Below are 15,330 nucleotides of genomic sequence, written 5' to 3'. Positions count from 1 at the left end.
CAAAAGTAATATAATCAAACAAATTAATCCCGCAACAAAACACTACTAAAATCAATAATTTTCTCTAACCCACTTATTTCTTGGGTATTTATGAATATATCGAAAGTTTTTTTCAAAATATATTTTTCACATTCCTTCTCACTTTGCTCAATTTGACTAATCCTCATTACCGACTAATTTTAATGAGTGTCGACACACAACACTCATATTTATGAAACAATACAACGCAACGGGAGAAATAACATGGCCGAACATCGTGGTGGTTCAGGAAATTTCGCCGAAGATCGTGAGAAGGCATCAGACGCAGGCCGTAAAGGCGGTCAACACAGCGGCGGTAATTTTAAAAATGATCCGCAACGCGCATCCGAAGCGGGTAAAAAAGGCGGTCAGCACAGCGGTGGAAATAAATCAGGAAAATCCTGATCCGCCGTTAATTATTAATATCAGCTGACGTTGATAAAGATAATTGCATCTGCGGGCCGTATGGCTCGCAGTGATTTCACTGGAGAAAAATATGAATATGAAGTCCATTGAAGATGTATTTATTCACCTGCTTTCAGACACCTACAGTGCAGAAAAACAATTAACACGGGCACTAGCAAAACTCGCCAGAGCAACATCAAACGAAAAATTAAGTCAGGCTTTTCATGCACACCTCGAGGAAACTCATGGACAGATTGAACGTATTGATCAAGTTGTGGAGTCCGAATCGAACCTGAAAATTAAGCGCATGAAATGTGTGGCAATGGAAGGTCTCATTGAAGAAGCTAATGAGGTCATCGAAAGCACCGAGAAAAACGAAGTGCGTGATGCCGCACTGATTGCCGCTGCACAGAAAGTCGAGCACTATGAGATCGCCAGTTACGGGACCTTAGCGACGCTGGCTGAACAATTAGGTTATCGTAAAGCAGCGAAGCTTCTGAAAGAAACCCTGGAAGAAGAAAAGGCCACCGACATCAAATTGACTGATCTGGCCCTTAATAACGTAAATAAGAAAGCCGAAAATAAAGCCTGAAATATGAACTTTAACTTTTAGTCATTTTATAAAGAGGACATTTTCATGAATCGTATTGAACATTATCATGACTGGTTACGTGACGCCCACGCAATGGAAAAGCAAGCCGAATCTATGCTTGAATCCATGGCCAGCCGCATAGATAATTATCCTGAGCTACGCGCTCGTATTGAACAACATCTTAGTGAAACCAAAAACCAGATTGTACAACTGGAAACTATTCTTGATCGTAATGACATTTCACGCTCAGTCATTAAAGATTCTATGAGTAAAATGGCTGCACTTGGGCAGTCAATCGGTGGTATATTCCCTTCTGATGAAATAGTCAAAGGCTCTATTAGCGGATATGTCTTCGAGCAATTTGAAATCGCCTGTTATACCTCACTCTTAGCAGCAGCAAAAAATGCCGGTGATACAGCCTCAATTCCGATTATCGAAGCGATTTTAAATGAGGAAAAGCAAATGGCCGACTGGCTGATTCAGCATATTCCGCAAACAACGGAGAAATTTTTAATTCGCTCTGAAACTGATGGCGTAGAAGCGAAGAAATAATACCCTTTATACCATGTCCTTATTGACCCCGTAATTACGGGGTCATTTTTGTGCGGAATTAAAAACGATATCCTGCTGAGAACATAAACACCCACGGATCAAGACGTACGCTATCGTGTTGCTGTGCACCACCCAGCTTATAATTTGCGGTGGTGTCAATATCCATGTACCACACTGGCAGGTTTAAAAAAATCAAATAAAATATTGTATCTGAAAGAAAAAACAGGATTTTGAGATGCTTTTTTATACCGTTTTTCAGCGTTTTTAACTGCCTGATTTTATTGAAATCTTTTTTAGTTTTGCAGAAAGGATTTTTTGCTCAATTGATTTAATTTTATACATTCCTGATAACGAAAAATTTTTTACCCATTGACAGTTTTTGTCCCCCGGGGCTATATTTCCCACGCAACCGCAAAATCGGTTGTCGGGATTGGCGTCCCGGATGTTTACGGAGCGATATGAGACGCGCCCTCGTCTTTTTTCATATCGTTTGCACAGTCACATTCGCGATTTATGGCGGGCTGTGTGGGGGAGCCGAAAGGCTCGCCGGTTTCCGTACCCGGTTACGCCAACCCTGCACAGTTCGCCACCAGTTCGATTGGCGTCGTCGGTGGCGATAATTTCTAAATGTACGGAGTTATCGTTATGGCCACTCAAATCTCTGTTGAAACTCTCTCCCCGATCACCCATAACCAGATCCCTGTTATTACCACCGAACTTTTGGCGCAGCTTTATGGCACCGAAATTCTGAATATCCAGGTTAACTTCACCAGAAACAAAGAGCGTTTTGTCGAAGGAAAGCACTTTTTTAAAGCATCGGGTGAAGAATTAAAAAATTTGCGACTTACTTTAAGTAAGTCACAAAACCCCATATCTCCCAAAGCCCGCTCCCTCATCCTATGGACAGAACGTGGCGCAGCCCGCCACGCAAAAATGCTCGAAACCGATCAGGCGTGGGAAGTATTCGAAAAACTGGAAGACTGTTATTTCAGCCAAAAACAACCACCAGCAGCACAAAACTCCCTCAACGAAAATGATGGATGCGCATTACTGATCCACTTCGATAAACACGGTCAGGTCGACTTCACGGAAAAAGTCCCCGCCGATGCGATGGTATGCACTCTGGAGCGGTATAAATTTTATCTGGAGCAACACGGCTGGATCGTTGCCCGTAAAGAACAACTGGTGGAACGGTTGATGCGGTTTTAATGAATGCAAAACCCCGGATGATCACCGGGGTTAATTTTATCGAGCGTGATTGCCGCTAATCGCCATCTCTCTGATTGAGCGTAAATCATCCAGATTATTCAGTTGTTCCTTCATCTCGCGCTGGCGTTCGTGGATTTTAAAGCCCTCCGTCACCATGGCCACCATCATGGCATCGTTCAGCGCAATAAGTTTCTCCCTGGTCAGTATGACATTGTTATTATCCGCATCAGTCCAGAAAAACCCCTCCGGAAGCAGTCCGGCCTGCGCTGCTGCAACCACGGGGGCAAGGCGTGACTGCGAGGTTTTTCCGCCATCAAAACGACGGCCATCAAACGTGAAAATAAACTCAACGTTTTCCTGACTGTCGCGCCATGCCTCAATTTCCCGCTTTTTGGCATCCTTTGCCGCGGCGATAAGTTCAGGCGTGACAGTGAACGGAGCGATTTCGCCCCATTTCCCGCTTTGCAGCTCCTGCCAGATGTGCTGGCCTGTCGGGGCCGTATCATCCTGTATGGCGGTATACAGGACAAACTCCGTTTCACCTTCAAATAACACCTCGCAGTCAATCGCACCATTTTCAAGATAATGTGCGTTTCTGATGCCTTTCACCGCTCTGATTTTCATGTCTGATTTCCTCATTACTCAATGCGTACAAAAAGACCGATAAAGCCACGCTGAGTACCATAATTGTTACCCAGGCCCGAAAGCGCCGTGTAACGACCGGGGAAGTTGTATTCACCGGCACCGCCAATCACAACCTGCGGTGAGGATGCGTATGTCCCTGTATCACTAACCTGTGCACTCATGGCCAGAGGACCAAGACGGGAACCCGGCACAGTATCACCGAGTCCCAGAGAAGCATTTTCACCAAAACTTTCTCCCTGATATACCGCCATTATCGGCACACCGACGGCCGGGTATTTGTAATATGAGCCTGACCCCGCCGTCCTGGACAACAAGTACGCCAGTGAGCTACCGTCATACACAATAAGGCTTGATGTTGCATTCCAGCTGTTACCACTGTAGCGATAACGCATACAATGTATGCTGTGCTCATCCTCGTAATACTGGTTGTAGTACAGCAGCATTTTGAATTTACGCGCTGAGTCTGAACCATCGTTATCAGAGGGTGACCACATCACATCAATGATACCGTTAAATTTCGTGGTGCCCACCAGCAGCGTGGAGGAGTCCGCAATACTGACCGCATAACGCCCCGGGGTGACTGTCTGCAGCCATATAACGAAATCAGCCTGTCCGTTAAATGACAGAGCTTCGGCGCTGGTGAATGCCTGTCCAAACCCATACATCCCGGACAGGGCCAGCCTGCCCGGTGTGCGGTCACGGATATCACTCTGGGGTTCCATCGTCGCAGCCGCGCTCAGCTCAAGCTCCGTGCGCATGGCTTCAGCCGTGTCATGCGCCAGCAATGCGCGGCCCTTCTCTGACAGCAGAGACAGTGAGGCATTCCCGTCCGTATTGAAGTACAGAAGATTATCTGCCCGTTGCGTCAGTGCGCTGATTGCCGTTAAGACGTCATTAAGCGGTTGTTTGCCTGCCAGCGCGTTTGTGATTGTCGTCGCAAAGTTCGGGTCATTGCCCAGCGCCGCTGCCAGTTCGTTCAGGGTGTCCAGAACTTCCGGTGATGAGCCAACCAGCGCAGCAAGCAGTTTGCGCACAAACGCTGCGTTCGCTGCTTCCAGACCGGCTGCATCATCCGGTGGGGTTGGGGTGGTTGGGGTGCCGGTGAAGGCCGGGCTGTCCAGTGGCGCTTTTGTTTTCGTCTCGTCCATGACGGTTTTGACAGCCTTTGGCGTGGCAGCCAGTTCCTCGCTGTCGTTGTCCGTATCACTACACAGTTGCACCAGACCTTTTTCTGTCGTGGAGGCATTTGTTGCATTCAGGTCATCAACTATCTGCTGCGCCTCATCCCTGTACTGTTTCGCTTCCTGCGCATTGTCTGCACCTGCATCCTGGCTGGCTTTAGCCTGTCGGGCGTATTCAGCGGCGCTGTTTTCATGCCCGAGTGCAGCATTTGCTGCATTTTCCGCGCTGGTTGCAGCTGATGATGCGGCATTATGATAAAGGCGGGCACGTTCGGCGGCATCGACTGATTCGTCCCGCGCTGTGCCTGATGTCTGTGCGCTGTTTTCTGCCTCACCCGCAAAACGTTCCGCATCATCACGTGCGGTGACCGTTGCCTCCACATCCTGCGCGGTCTGCTGTGCGCTTTGTGCTGCATTATCAGCGTGATTTTCCGCATTCTGTTCGCTTTGTGCGGCAGCTTCGGCACTGGCCTTTGCCTCGCCGGTCAGCGTTGCGGCATCAGCAAGTTTATCGACCGCTTTCCGGACTATCGTGTCGGCATCCTTGACAGCCTGCTCTGCGCGGGCCGCATCCTGTGTGGCAGATGACGCCAGCAACGCCACCTGATTTTTGTCTTCGGCAACGGCTTCTGCATTCTGCTGTACGTTATCCGCCAGCGTCTCGCAGTCTTCCTTTATCTTCTGCGCATCAGCGACATGTTGCCCGGCCTGTCGCTCGCTTTCCGCTGCTGCTTCCGCGCTCTGCTGCGCCTGCGCCACCATTTCCTCAAAGCGTTTCACTACATCCGGTTTTAAATCGCCTTCATCGAGGGCGGTCAGAAAGTCGTTCAGTGTGCCGGGCTTTGAGTCGTCGTAAACCGAAATATCACCGACGCAATATTCTCTTTCAATACACGAACGAAGATAAACATCATATCTTCCGGTCTGGGCTTCAAATGCATATTCTCCTGCCGGCCCTGTCACCACTGTTGCCACCGTTCTCATGACCACTGCGGATGTATTTTGCCGGGCTTTCAGAATAATATGGTATCCGGACAAGGGGAGCCCCGCACCATCCGTCAGCACACCCGAAATTAATACAGACATTTTTAATTTCCTGATTTAAAAAAATTAACCGTAATAATTGACACCTTTTTTATCCGCGTTCTTCTTCCCTGATGCCTGTCCTTTCGCGGAAATATCCGTGGTCAGCGACAGATTCAGCGAAAATCCCTGCCCCGGTGCCAGTGAAAACTCCACCGATTCAGCCTGCCAGTAATGGTCCTCACGCACACCAAATCCCTGCGTGATAAAACGCACCTCCGCCCCCGCTTTCAGCAGTTCCGGTCTGCAGGGCAACGTTATCGTCATCTGGCGTCCGGCTTTCTGCACACGTTTAACCTTCGACTCTGCACAGTGTTTTGCGGTGCCCTGGTCAGGCTGGGTAAAGGGATGCCGCTTATCTGTTGACTCCACGTCAACTTTAACTTCACGTGTGCGTCCGTCACGGGCATCAAAATACCGGACACCCACTTTCCCATCTTTCCCGCCACCCGCAGCGCCCTGTCGCTCACCTTCACGATAATCCCAGTCTGATACCATACCCGGCGTAATGGTTATCTCAGGGGCATTTCTGCCCCCTGCACTCCGTGATGCCCCGTATTCCAGAAACAACCAGTAGCCACTGGTCGGTTTACTGGTGGCACCGTACATACCTGCAATGCGGGACAGGAGGGCTGCATCAGATTCTGATGACTGCATCACCCATGGGATATGAATACCAGCCAGCGCCGGTGATACCTGCGCCACCAGATTATTTTCAGTGGCGATGGTTTTTACCAGGTCTCCCAGCGAGATATCACTGAAAGCGCGGGTTTTCAGTGCGGTCACGTCCGCGCCATGTTTTGACGCATTCATGGGGGCTGCGGTGGCATAAATGGTGATCCGGCGGGGAGGGCCACCACTTGCCACCTGACAGACGGTAAAGCTGCCTTTATTTACCAGATTTCCGTTGAACCCCAGTCCCAGCGTTAGCACCGCGCCTTTCGGGGGCAACGCCAGCGTCTCACTGAACAGCGTTATCATCAGTTCATCGGACCGCTTTGTGCCAGCACCATTATCGGTATATCGCAGCTCAGCCAGACCTCGTTTTATTTCCTTCGTGATATCCTGACCTTCCGCTGTCAGACTGAAATCCGGCTGATACTCATTCACTCCCATAACTGAAACGTCTCCTTCACTTCCGGTTCATATACCCAGTCCGGCAACACGATTTCCACTCCCGCCGGACAGACCGGACCAAGGTCAGCCAGCCCCGGATTAGCCTCCAGTACCGCCGCCAGTGACTGGTTAAGCCCGGCACTGCCATAGTGCCTCTGACAGATGTCATCCAGCATATCGCCGTCAGTGGTCCGCCAGTTTTTCGCCATAGTATTTCAGCTCCAGAGTGAACGTTTTATTCTTTGGCGCACCGCCGGGAAGAAAGGAGGTGGTGTTATCTGAATAGGCTGTTGCCACGAAATACCCCATCACATCACCTGTGCCCGAGACCAGAAGATGCGGGGCCGGATTGTCATCCACCATCTGAACCAGTGTATCAAGGGCATCCATTCCCACACCGTCACGAAATCCCGCATGCAACATACCTTCAAAGGTTATCGTTCTGGCCCCCTTACCGGTATACTGCAGCAGATCGTTTTTTCCGATAAGCTGTTGTTCATCCCACCGCCATTCCATGGTGCGCTTCATGGCGTTATACGCTGCCGTATCGATACTGAATTCAAACTCACCAAACGACAGCATGACGCGGGAAGCCACCTCCGTTAATGAGCCCACTGCGTCCCATGCTTCGCGCTCAAGCCGGTTTACGCCCCAGCCCAGTAAATCCACCATCTTCACCCCCAGGATTCATAACCATCAGTCATACGGGAACGCTGGCCAAAATTAATATCCCCCAGATTTTTCATCACCCTGTCTGCAAGTTGTCCGGCATCCTCGCCAGGTTTCTGGGTAATGTTGAATTCCGCCCGTATCTGATACGTGGGTTTTACTTCCACCTGGCTGATACTGCCGGGTGTATACTGGAGAGCTGAAAGGCGATCAGGATTTTCCTGTCCCTGACCAGCCGCAGGAAGTCCGTCAATGTAGGTGCGGGATTTCTCTTTTATCGCCTTAAAATCAGGTTCTTCCTTCGGTCCCAGCAAAGGGTCGAGAAATGCATCAAACTTTTTATCGTCATGATTCCAGGGGAGATAACCGCGGGTGTCTTTATAGGCCTGTACAACCTGTTTTGTCAGGTCAGGATTTTGCCTGAGCAGTTCATCAAACCATTCACCCTGACCGTTTTTCTGCGCCACTACTCTCGCCAGCTCCGGCGACCCCATTTTTGCCAGATACTCCAGCACTTCCCGTCGGTCCTCTCGCGGATCATCCGCCAGCCCCCACTCAATGGCTTTTTGTGTAATTCCGGCAAGAACTTTTCCAAATTTCCACATCCAGGCAGCCAAGTCGATCAGCGCCGGCAGGGCATCATCACGAATAAATGCCCGGATTTTTTCCAGTCCACCATTCTTAAACCAGGCCGCAAGGTCATCCGTCACCTGTTGAATATGTGGTGCCAGCTCCTTACCCAGTTGCCCGCTGATTTCATCAATGGACGAACTCAGAACATTACTGAGATTTGACAGCGCCATATGCCCCTGAACTGCGCCATCTGCCCCTGCCTTTGTCACCAGGTTATAGCGTTTCTGCTCACTGATAAGCTCCCGGTAAGTTTTTCCTGACAGACGCATCCAGGTCAGAATTTTATTGGCCTCACCACCAAACAACGCATCTGCCATCCCGGCTGCCACCTGTTCATTCTCTACCTGCAGTAAGCGATCAAATAAAAATTCGACCTGCTCCTGGTTACTTTTCCCTGCCATCACCCCGGCTTTCAGTCCCAGTTTGCCAAAGACCTCCTGAATGGCCCCTTTATCCGTGGCACCATTACCATCGTCAAAAACCTTGTTCCGGTACTCCTCAAACAGATCACCGATGTTTTCACCGTTCAGCCCCATCAGTCGGGCCAGAGAATCCCACGCCGCATAGGTTTCATAATCCACTCCGTAACTGCGGGCGATCCCTGCCCGCTCCGCCGTTTCACTGTTCCGGCTAAGTGCTGCACCTGCAGCGCCTGCCAGTGTCAGTCCTGCCCCGACTGAAAGCCCGCCCCCCACTTTCAGGGCAGTCATTCCACGCCCTTTCCAGCGAGCCAGACGTTCCGCACGCGCCAGTTCACGGTTAAATCTGTCCTGCTCAGCGGTGGCATCATGGATTTTTTTACCCAGCTTTTCATACTGCTTTCGCAGATCGGTAATATCCTGTCCTGCCAGTACGCCAGCCTGGATTTTTCGTTTCAGTACGTCCTGCTGGCGTGTCAGACGAGCCACTTCACGCGTGGCTCCGGAAAGGCCCTTTTTCAGGCCATTAACAGAATTTTTCCACGACGGATCTATCGTGCCGCCGATCCGGATATTCGCTCTGAGGTTATCGCCCACCGTTGCCATAACACTGCTTCCTCTCTTCCGCCTCTGCCAGCATTATTGCCACAAAATCCTCATACGGCAGTGCCATCACATCTCCGGGTGACCACCCGAACCATACTCCGGCACGCCGTATCGCCATCAGGATGTTTTCTTCTTCCGCCGGACCGGCGGCAGCAAAAAAACATTAAACTGCCGCTCCAGGGCCAGGTAATCACACGCTTCCATGTTCATCATGTCTGCCGCGTCCATCCCGCACAGACCGGCAATCATATCCAGATCAGCCTCTGCTTCCGGTTTGGTACTCCGGCGATGCAACAGACGATCGCGGACGGTGGGCGCACGCATGGTGACGTGCGTGATCGTCTGTCCTGATGCGGTGACATACGGCACGGATAACACAATTTCCACGCAGCTGGCAGGAACACTGTTTTTTTCCGACATAAGCATCTCCTAAAAAAAAGGCGGACTGAGTTATTGTCGTCTCATACCTGAGCCGCCTGAATGACAGGATCCCGGATTAAACCCGGATGATTTTTTTCAGATCCGCCAGAACATTAACGCCATTAATACGACGTACAAACTCCTCCGGAATAATGCAGATGGTTTCCACACCGTCGACAGCCTGGCGGTAATAACTCAGCGATATTTCCACCGTCACCGAGGCGTCTGCCTGCGATGTTGCCGGACGTGCATCCGGCGTGATGCTGGTGATCATCCCCTGCAGGGTTTCCACCTGTCCGCTGGTCGCATTCCCCACCTGATAGCCCTGGCGCACAACAATCTCCGGCGAATAAAGCCCGGCCTGTAATCCCAGCAGCGTCAGCATGGCAACATCATAGCCATAAATCTTAAACGAACAGGTCAGCGCTTCCATGCCGTCATCCACTGCCACCGGTGCATCCATTGCGCCGGTTTTGATATCCACTGTCGTGATATTAATGGCAGGCGGCGTGTATTCATGCGCACCCTGAAGGCGGATCCCGCCAGGAAGAAATAACGCCCATGCGCGCAACAGTTTTTTTTCACCCGTCATCATACTGTCAGTTCCTCCAGCGCCAGTTTATTGTTAATCATTGCCCGCAGTGTCAGGCGCTCCAGTGGTGACTTCGGCCCAAAGTCATAATCAATATACAACTGCCCTGCTGCCAGGGTTTCTGCAGTGTTCAGTTCATCGTTCAGCCATGCACTGCCACCGTGGATCGCGCCCAGATTTTTAAGCTGACGCATATAGGCATTAATGCTGCCAAGAATGTCGTCTGCCACATCCCGATCAAGCGGGCGATCGACATAAGGCAGCATGGCCTCCTGGATGCTGTCCTCAATCACATCTGCAGTGCGGCGTACCGGCTCAAAACGCCACTGACTGTGGGATGTGCACAGACGGTTACCCCAGTGTTTAAAACCGTCATGGCGAATAATGGTGGAGATATTTTCCATGTTCAGCAGGTTTGCCGTGCAGTTCTGCTCTCCGAGAATAAATGTGTCCACCTGCTCCAGACCGGTGATATTCATCACATCCTGGTTTGATTTGGACCACCACCACCCTTTTTCGTAATCAATACGGGCCCGCAGCCCGGCAGCACGGGCCGAATATGGACGAAATATCGTCTGCCCGCTGTCATCCGTCACAGACACGCGCGGACGCAGCAGCTCCACACGCCCGCCAAATGACGCGCGCCGCTGAACCACATCCTGCGGCGTTGCCATTGAAGGCGAGTCAATATAGGCCACAGCCCGCAGCTTCACGGCATACGTTTCCAGCGCCTTTGCCACGCCATCATCCTCACTGTACCCCGTGGCAATGAGGATGCGCGGTTGATAGCCTGTCACGCCCTTACTTTCTGTCAGCGCCTCCATGGCCTGAATCACCGCCGCACGCTGTTCGGCCTCTTTCTCCTTTGTTTTACTTTCTGCGCGCACCACAATCACCAGCGCACCAGTCTGGTCAAAAATATCTCGCAGGGCCGGGTATAATGTTCCGGCTGTACCCAGTTTCCCTGCCTGAGTAATGGCCCCTGCCACCACCACCGGTGTATTGACCGGGAACGCCTCATCTTCCCCGCCGGATAACGTCAGGCTGAACGGCGACACCACATTATTTTCAGCGCCTCCTGCATTCAGGGAGCTGACAGCCGCCGTCACAGGCGAATCCCCCAGCGCATTCACCGCTTCAGTCACACAGTCCACCGTGGCGTTAACCTGGCTGTGTTCGTCCGTCCCCAGCGTTATCGTCAGGGTTGTGCCTTCCAGCGATGCCACTGTCTGCGCGTTTTGTTCTGTGGCAGCGACGGCAACCACCGAAATCTTATTACCGGCCCGACCTTCCAGTTTCGCCGTGAAATCCAGCGCCGTTCCCAGCAGCCAGGAGCCGGCGGTGCCGGAAGCGCACACGCCACCAGAGGCGCCCGGCGCTGTCCCCACCAGGCCAATCACTGCAGTGGAGATGGTCTGCACGGCAACCGTGCCTGTCGTCAGTTCAATGGTTTCAACACCATGTAGTCCGGACATACATTTCTCCCATAAAAAAACCGCCCTCAGGCGGTCAGATGATTCATTTCTTTTTCAGGTATTTTGTGGCTGCTCCGGCCAGTCAATATTGTCGTAAGCAGTCTTGTCTGCAATTGTACTGAAATCCATCGACTGCAATTCCTTTGCGTAAATACGCCAGACTTTCAGTTTTTCTTTTTCTTCATCACTGAGAATGCCCAGCGCCAGGTCGGTAGCCCAACCGGATGTGATATCCTGTGCCGTCATCAGCAGACGCTGACGTTCTGCCTCTGCTTTGGCCACATAATCCACTGGCACAGGCAGCACTTCGCCGTCCTGGTAATACCATCCACCATCAATATTCACACCATCAGGAAGTACATCCAGTTCGGTAACACTTGCATTAAGTGGACAGAGCGCAGAAACATCGGTTGTAATGCTGCGGACAATGTTATTACTGTCATACATGATTTTGTATGTATTCGTCGCAAACTGTTTCTGGCATTCGTACCAGTCCTGACCATCCTCACTGATGAGATATAACGCCCACGCTACTGGTGGATTTTCCGGTGTGTATTCTCTGAAGTTTTTAATGTTTATCATGGTGTTTACCGTTCTTTTACGCGAATTCATATCGACGATACATTCATCCAGGTACCATTCACACAATACTGAATGGTCCGGTAATAAATACCACCAATGTTATCTGCAGAATTGTCGCCAGTATCCTGAACGATTATCCCGGTCATGACGTTTCCGCTACCAAGGTCCTGCGTCCAGGTATACCAGTTACCTGCGGGGGAGTAGCTTTGTCTTGACCCCAGCCTTACAGAAGTGATACTGGCCCCTGTTTTTGCGTAACGTGCATCGAAGTTTCCGTAGTCTGACGGTGTCACCCGCCCTGAAACATTCACTGCCCGGTTACTTTGTAACTCGCCATTCTGAAAACGGAATACGTGCTGACCATTGGCATAAACATCCAGCAGGCCGTCACCATTCTGTTTAAAGCCAGTATCACTGTCACCAATTGCAATTGAGTTACCACCCAGCGCATTCTGAACACCGATACCCAGCGCACCATTCACCTGAGAGCCACCGCCAACAGACACTTTGTGCGACATGGATATCTCCCCCGTCCGCAAGTCAATACTGAACGGGCGCAATGAGCCAATATCACCATTTTCACCCTGACCTTCACTGGTAGGAATAAGGTGCAGGCACTCTTCCGAACGGCGAAAAATCAGACCAAAGGCTTCGTTGAAAATCCTCAGCGCATTAACACCACGGATTTTCAGTTCCCCGCTCATGGTGTCACCATCACGCTGAACGGCATTTTTTGCCTTATCCACCGTGGGTTTTAATCCGAGGTTTTCAACAGACTCATCCTTGTCTTCCACATCCGAAAGATTATTTTTTCGTTGCAGATAGCGTCTGTCTCCGATTTCCTGAGTAATAATGGCTCTGTCCGGATCAACCTCCAGCACCACGCTTTGCGCGTGCGTCAGTCCAAGAACCAGCGTCAGAATAACTTCCTTAATAACGGAATCCGTCTGGTCTGGTAAAAAGGTGTCCGGATAACGTCCGTACGCGATAAGCGTACCTCTGTCGCTGATCATCCCCAGTTCACGAAGGGTTTTACCGGGGTATGATTTACAGTCAATCACAATATCCCCGCTGATGAAGCCCTCCTCCACCGCACCGTCGGAAAAGGGTTCCTGCCCGAATTCGCCGTACAACGATGTCATTGCTGCCATTTCATCCGGCGTGGAAGGCAATGCCCGCCCGCCCCCGTCACCAAGCAGAACATGCCGGACGGTCACGGTTTGCCCGTTCTGATATGCTGCTTCAATTTCTGCAGCGCCGGACGTTGTCAGAATCAGTCCATTCATACTCCTGCCTCACTCTGCCCGCCAGTGGGCACTGTCTTTGTTATCACACCAGTACTTCTGATTTTTTCTGTCGCCATCACATAGCCGTAACCAAATACCCGCCCTGTGCTGTTCCCGTAAACGTGAATACTGAACCAGCTGCGCAGATTTTTGGCACGGAGTACCGCATGCTTCAGATCCTGATGATCATTCATCAGCACCGGTAAATCCTTCTGCTCCACGTTCAGACGAAAGGTATACGGCTCCCCGGGTGGGGTCTGCTCATACCACTCAACAATCTTCGACCGGAAGGGACTGTCAGCCAGCGATGCTATCAGCGCCGCTTTAGTCCCTCTGTGGCGGTGGATGTAAGCAGCACGTTTTATCGCAGACCGTTTTTCCGCCTCCGTCCAGTGTTCATTCCAGGTGTCCACCGCCATTTCCCAGGCCAGCCATGGCAGCAATTCAGCAGGACATAAATCGGGATTTTTAACATAGCGGATCAGGCAGACCGCTATGTCTGACAGCATATCTCCGGCGACACAGTCCACCACCCGCTCTGCCCGGCTGGCACTGACCGGCAGTATGCTCCTGATATCGTCATTCATCGGTTGTCTCCACCTTGTTCAGCGTCACCTTACGGCACCACGGTGCCTGCCCCATCGCAGGAACGATATCACTGCCCGGAGAGGTCAGATTCACCGTAATCACCCCGGTCTGGTGAAGGGCACCATCCATGCCAGAACGGGATGCAACCGAGCCAATCCGGTGGACGCTGTCAGTGTATGACTGCAGCGCCTTGCGGGCATTTGCCATTACCAGTTCACCATCCAGTCCGTAGGGAATATGAATATCCGCCACCACATCGTAGGGAATAATTTCTGCCGCACGGACACTGACAAAATCCGTCAGGGGACGGGTTTCATCATCATTAACTGACGCTGCCACCTTATCCAGCAGGGGTTGTGATGCCGTACCGTTTCCGGTTCGTGATAACACATAAAGAAATACACGCCCTTCCTGTGAATGTGTTTCCGGCCCGTAGGCTTTCACATCCAGCACATCAGGATCGGCACTCCGGGCAAAATAGTGGTATGCGTTTTTCGCGCCTGCAGTGCTGAGTCGTGCCCATGACAACTGGATGCGTTCGCGAAAAGCGTCATCATCTTCATACACCGCCGGCGTGGGCGGGATGGTGCTGTCATCTGCCGGGGTAATCACCAGACGCTGTACCTGAAAATTCGCCCCAACCTGATCCAGATCGTTCCCACGGGCACTGGCAAGCAGTACGGCCCGGACGGCATCATTGACCTGCTGGCGCATCAGCGCCACCCGAAAAGCCAGCGCCTCCGCCCATTTATACGCCGGATCGGATTCCACCAGGGCCGAAAATAACGTGTCCAGCTCCTGATACTTCGCCACTATCTGAGTGACCAGCACAGCGGTGTCCGGTACCTCCACCGCATCCGGTACCGGTATCGCGGACAGATCAATGATTGCCTGAGACGTTGCCAATTTTTATCTCCTCAAGTCGAATCGTTTCCTGTGTTTCGTTATTCACCCCGACAAGCGTCAGCCAGGCGCTTCCTTCTCCTGTCCACGTCACTTCCACCCGCCGGAGAGTCAGGCGGGGTTCCCAGCGTTCAAGGGCGGTTGCCGTTTCACGAACAATCCTCACCCGCGTGAAATCATCCTGCGGGTTATCAAGCAGACTGAACAGCCTGCTGCCGTATTCCCTGAGAAGTACCCGGCTGCCGACCGGCGTTGACAGAATATCGGTAACGGACTGGCGCAGATGTTCATTACCGTGCAGATATCTGCCGGTGGCTGAATCAATACCAATCATGTTGTTTATTCCGGAAAAAACT

Annotated in this window: 19 protein-coding genes and 1 pseudogene; 4 read left to right on the top strand and 16 right to left on the bottom strand. The window is 51.5% G+C overall.

The genetic code is table 11. The features are described from left to right. The first annotated feature begins 243 nt into the window (after positions 1-243). From QUE34_RS08215 to QUE34_RS08205, 3 genes are all read left to right on the top strand, one after another. Positions 244-423, top strand: coding sequence for a con-10 family general stress protein (locus QUE34_RS08215; protein WP_000807647.1), 180 nt, complete (start codon positions 244-246; stop codon positions 421-423). 91 nt (positions 424-514) lie between these two features. Beyond that, positions 515-1,015 carry a YciE/YciF ferroxidase family protein gene (locus QUE34_RS08210; RefSeq protein WP_032302926.1) on the top strand — a complete coding sequence of 167 codons (501 nt, stop codon included), beginning with the start codon at positions 515-517 and terminating at the stop codon, positions 1,013-1,015. 45 nt (positions 1,016-1,060) lie between these two features. Beyond that, positions 1,061-1,567, top strand: coding sequence for a ferritin-like domain-containing protein (locus QUE34_RS08205; RefSeq protein WP_001079499.1), 507 nt, complete (start codon positions 1,061-1,063; stop codon positions 1,565-1,567). A gap of 58 nt (positions 1,568-1,625) precedes the next feature. Here QUE34_RS08205 and QUE34_RS08200 read toward each other — a convergent pair. Beyond that, a pseudogene (locus QUE34_RS08200) lies at positions 1,626-1,754 on the bottom strand (OmpW family outer membrane protein); the annotation flags it as partial. Positions 1,755-2,212: 458 nt separating this feature from the next. Here QUE34_RS08200 and QUE34_RS08195 point away from each other — a divergent pair. Continuing rightward, positions 2,213-2,776: an ORF6N domain-containing protein gene (locus QUE34_RS08195; RefSeq protein ID WP_042970649.1), complete on the top strand. Its 564-nt coding sequence runs from the start codon at positions 2,213-2,215 to the stop codon at positions 2,774-2,776. A gap of 36 nt (positions 2,777-2,812) precedes the next feature. Here the strand turns inward: QUE34_RS08195 and QUE34_RS08190 are convergent, their stop codons facing one another. The 15 genes from QUE34_RS08190 to QUE34_RS08120 form a co-directional block, all read right to left on the bottom strand. After that, positions 2,813-3,400, bottom strand: a complete 588-nt coding sequence (locus QUE34_RS08190) for a DUF4376 domain-containing protein (RefSeq protein ID WP_042970650.1) — start codon at positions 3,398-3,400, stop codon at positions 2,813-2,815. Between the two features lie 14 nt (positions 3,401-3,414). Continuing rightward, positions 3,415-5,688 carry a prophage tail fiber N-terminal domain-containing protein gene (locus QUE34_RS08185; RefSeq protein WP_286338948.1) on the bottom strand — a complete coding sequence of 758 codons (2,274 nt, stop codon included), beginning with the start codon at positions 5,686-5,688 and terminating at the stop codon, positions 3,415-3,417. 24 nt (positions 5,689-5,712) lie between these two features. Further along, positions 5,713-6,801, bottom strand: a complete 1,089-nt coding sequence (locus tag QUE34_RS08180) for a phage late control protein (RefSeq protein ID WP_042966830.1) — start codon at positions 6,799-6,801, stop codon at positions 5,713-5,715. Next, entirely contained in the window at positions 6,792-7,010 is a 219-nt protein-coding gene (locus QUE34_RS08175) for a tail protein X (RefSeq protein WP_040091449.1), read from the bottom strand. Before QUE34_RS08175 ends, QUE34_RS08180 begins: the two co-directional genes overlap by 10 nt. After that, a complete protein-coding gene (locus QUE34_RS08170) occupies positions 6,985-7,473 on the bottom strand; it encodes a phage tail protein (RefSeq protein WP_040091450.1) in 489 nt (162 codons plus the stop codon). The genes QUE34_RS08175 and QUE34_RS08170 overlap by 26 nt, the downstream gene beginning before the upstream one ends. Before the next feature lie 2 nt (positions 7,474-7,475). Beyond that, positions 7,476-9,128: a hypothetical protein gene (locus tag QUE34_RS08165; protein ID WP_042966834.1), complete on the bottom strand. Its 1,653-nt coding sequence runs from the start codon at positions 9,126-9,128 to the stop codon at positions 7,476-7,478. After that, positions 9,109-9,246 (bottom strand): hypothetical protein, encoded by a 138-nt coding sequence (locus QUE34_RS08160; RefSeq protein ID WP_156841731.1) that lies wholly within the window; start codon positions 9,244-9,246, stop codon positions 9,109-9,111. Before QUE34_RS08160 ends, QUE34_RS08165 begins: the two co-directional genes overlap by 20 nt. After that, the gene (locus tag QUE34_RS08155; RefSeq protein ID WP_001291419.1) at positions 9,246-9,548 is read right to left on the bottom strand and encodes a phage tail assembly protein; all 303 of its coding nucleotides are present in this window, start codon (positions 9,546-9,548) and stop codon (positions 9,246-9,248) included. Before QUE34_RS08155 ends, QUE34_RS08160 begins: the two co-directional genes overlap by 1 nt. Positions 9,549-9,624: 76 nt before the next feature. Continuing rightward, the gene (locus tag QUE34_RS08150) at positions 9,625-10,143 is read right to left on the bottom strand and encodes a phage major tail tube protein (protein ID WP_042970832.1); all 519 of its coding nucleotides are present in this window, start codon (positions 10,141-10,143) and stop codon (positions 9,625-9,627) included. Then, positions 10,140-11,615 carry a phage tail sheath C-terminal domain-containing protein gene (locus QUE34_RS08145; protein WP_042970833.1) on the bottom strand — a complete coding sequence of 492 codons (1,476 nt, stop codon included), beginning with the start codon at positions 11,613-11,615 and terminating at the stop codon, positions 10,140-10,142. Before QUE34_RS08145 ends, QUE34_RS08150 begins: the two co-directional genes overlap by 4 nt. Positions 11,616-11,669: 54 nt before the next feature. Further along, positions 11,670-12,197: a tail fiber assembly protein gene (locus tag QUE34_RS08140; RefSeq protein WP_135564919.1), complete on the bottom strand. Its 528-nt coding sequence runs from the start codon at positions 12,195-12,197 to the stop codon at positions 11,670-11,672. A 26-nt stretch (positions 12,198-12,223) separates the two neighbouring features. Further along, positions 12,224-13,483: a phage tail-collar fiber domain-containing protein gene (locus QUE34_RS08135; protein WP_047087332.1), complete on the bottom strand. Its 1,260-nt coding sequence runs from the start codon at positions 13,481-13,483 to the stop codon at positions 12,224-12,226. Beyond that, on the bottom strand, positions 13,480-14,070 hold the full coding sequence (locus QUE34_RS08130) for a phage tail protein I (RefSeq protein ID WP_042970777.1): 591 nt from the start codon (positions 14,068-14,070) through the stop codon (positions 13,480-13,482). Before QUE34_RS08130 ends, QUE34_RS08135 begins: the two co-directional genes overlap by 4 nt. Then, positions 14,063-14,977: a baseplate assembly protein gene (locus QUE34_RS08125; RefSeq protein WP_042970779.1), complete on the bottom strand. Its 915-nt coding sequence runs from the start codon at positions 14,975-14,977 to the stop codon at positions 14,063-14,065. The genes QUE34_RS08130 and QUE34_RS08125 overlap by 8 nt, the downstream gene beginning before the upstream one ends. Then, complete coding sequence (locus tag QUE34_RS08120) at positions 14,952-15,308, bottom strand: GPW/gp25 family protein (protein ID WP_021562190.1); 357 nt, start codon at positions 15,306-15,308, stop codon at positions 14,952-14,954. The genes QUE34_RS08125 and QUE34_RS08120 overlap by 26 nt, the downstream gene beginning before the upstream one ends. Positions 15,309-15,330 lie beyond the last annotated feature (22 nt).

Origin of the sequence: Escherichia sp. KS167_9B, assembly GCF_030295215.1 — a bacterium.
Taxonomy (GTDB): domain Bacteria; phylum Pseudomonadota; class Gammaproteobacteria; order Enterobacterales; family Enterobacteriaceae; genus Escherichia; species Escherichia coli_F.
Note: the sequence above shows the minus strand (reverse complement) of the source record. Positions and strands in the feature narration are given on the sequence as shown.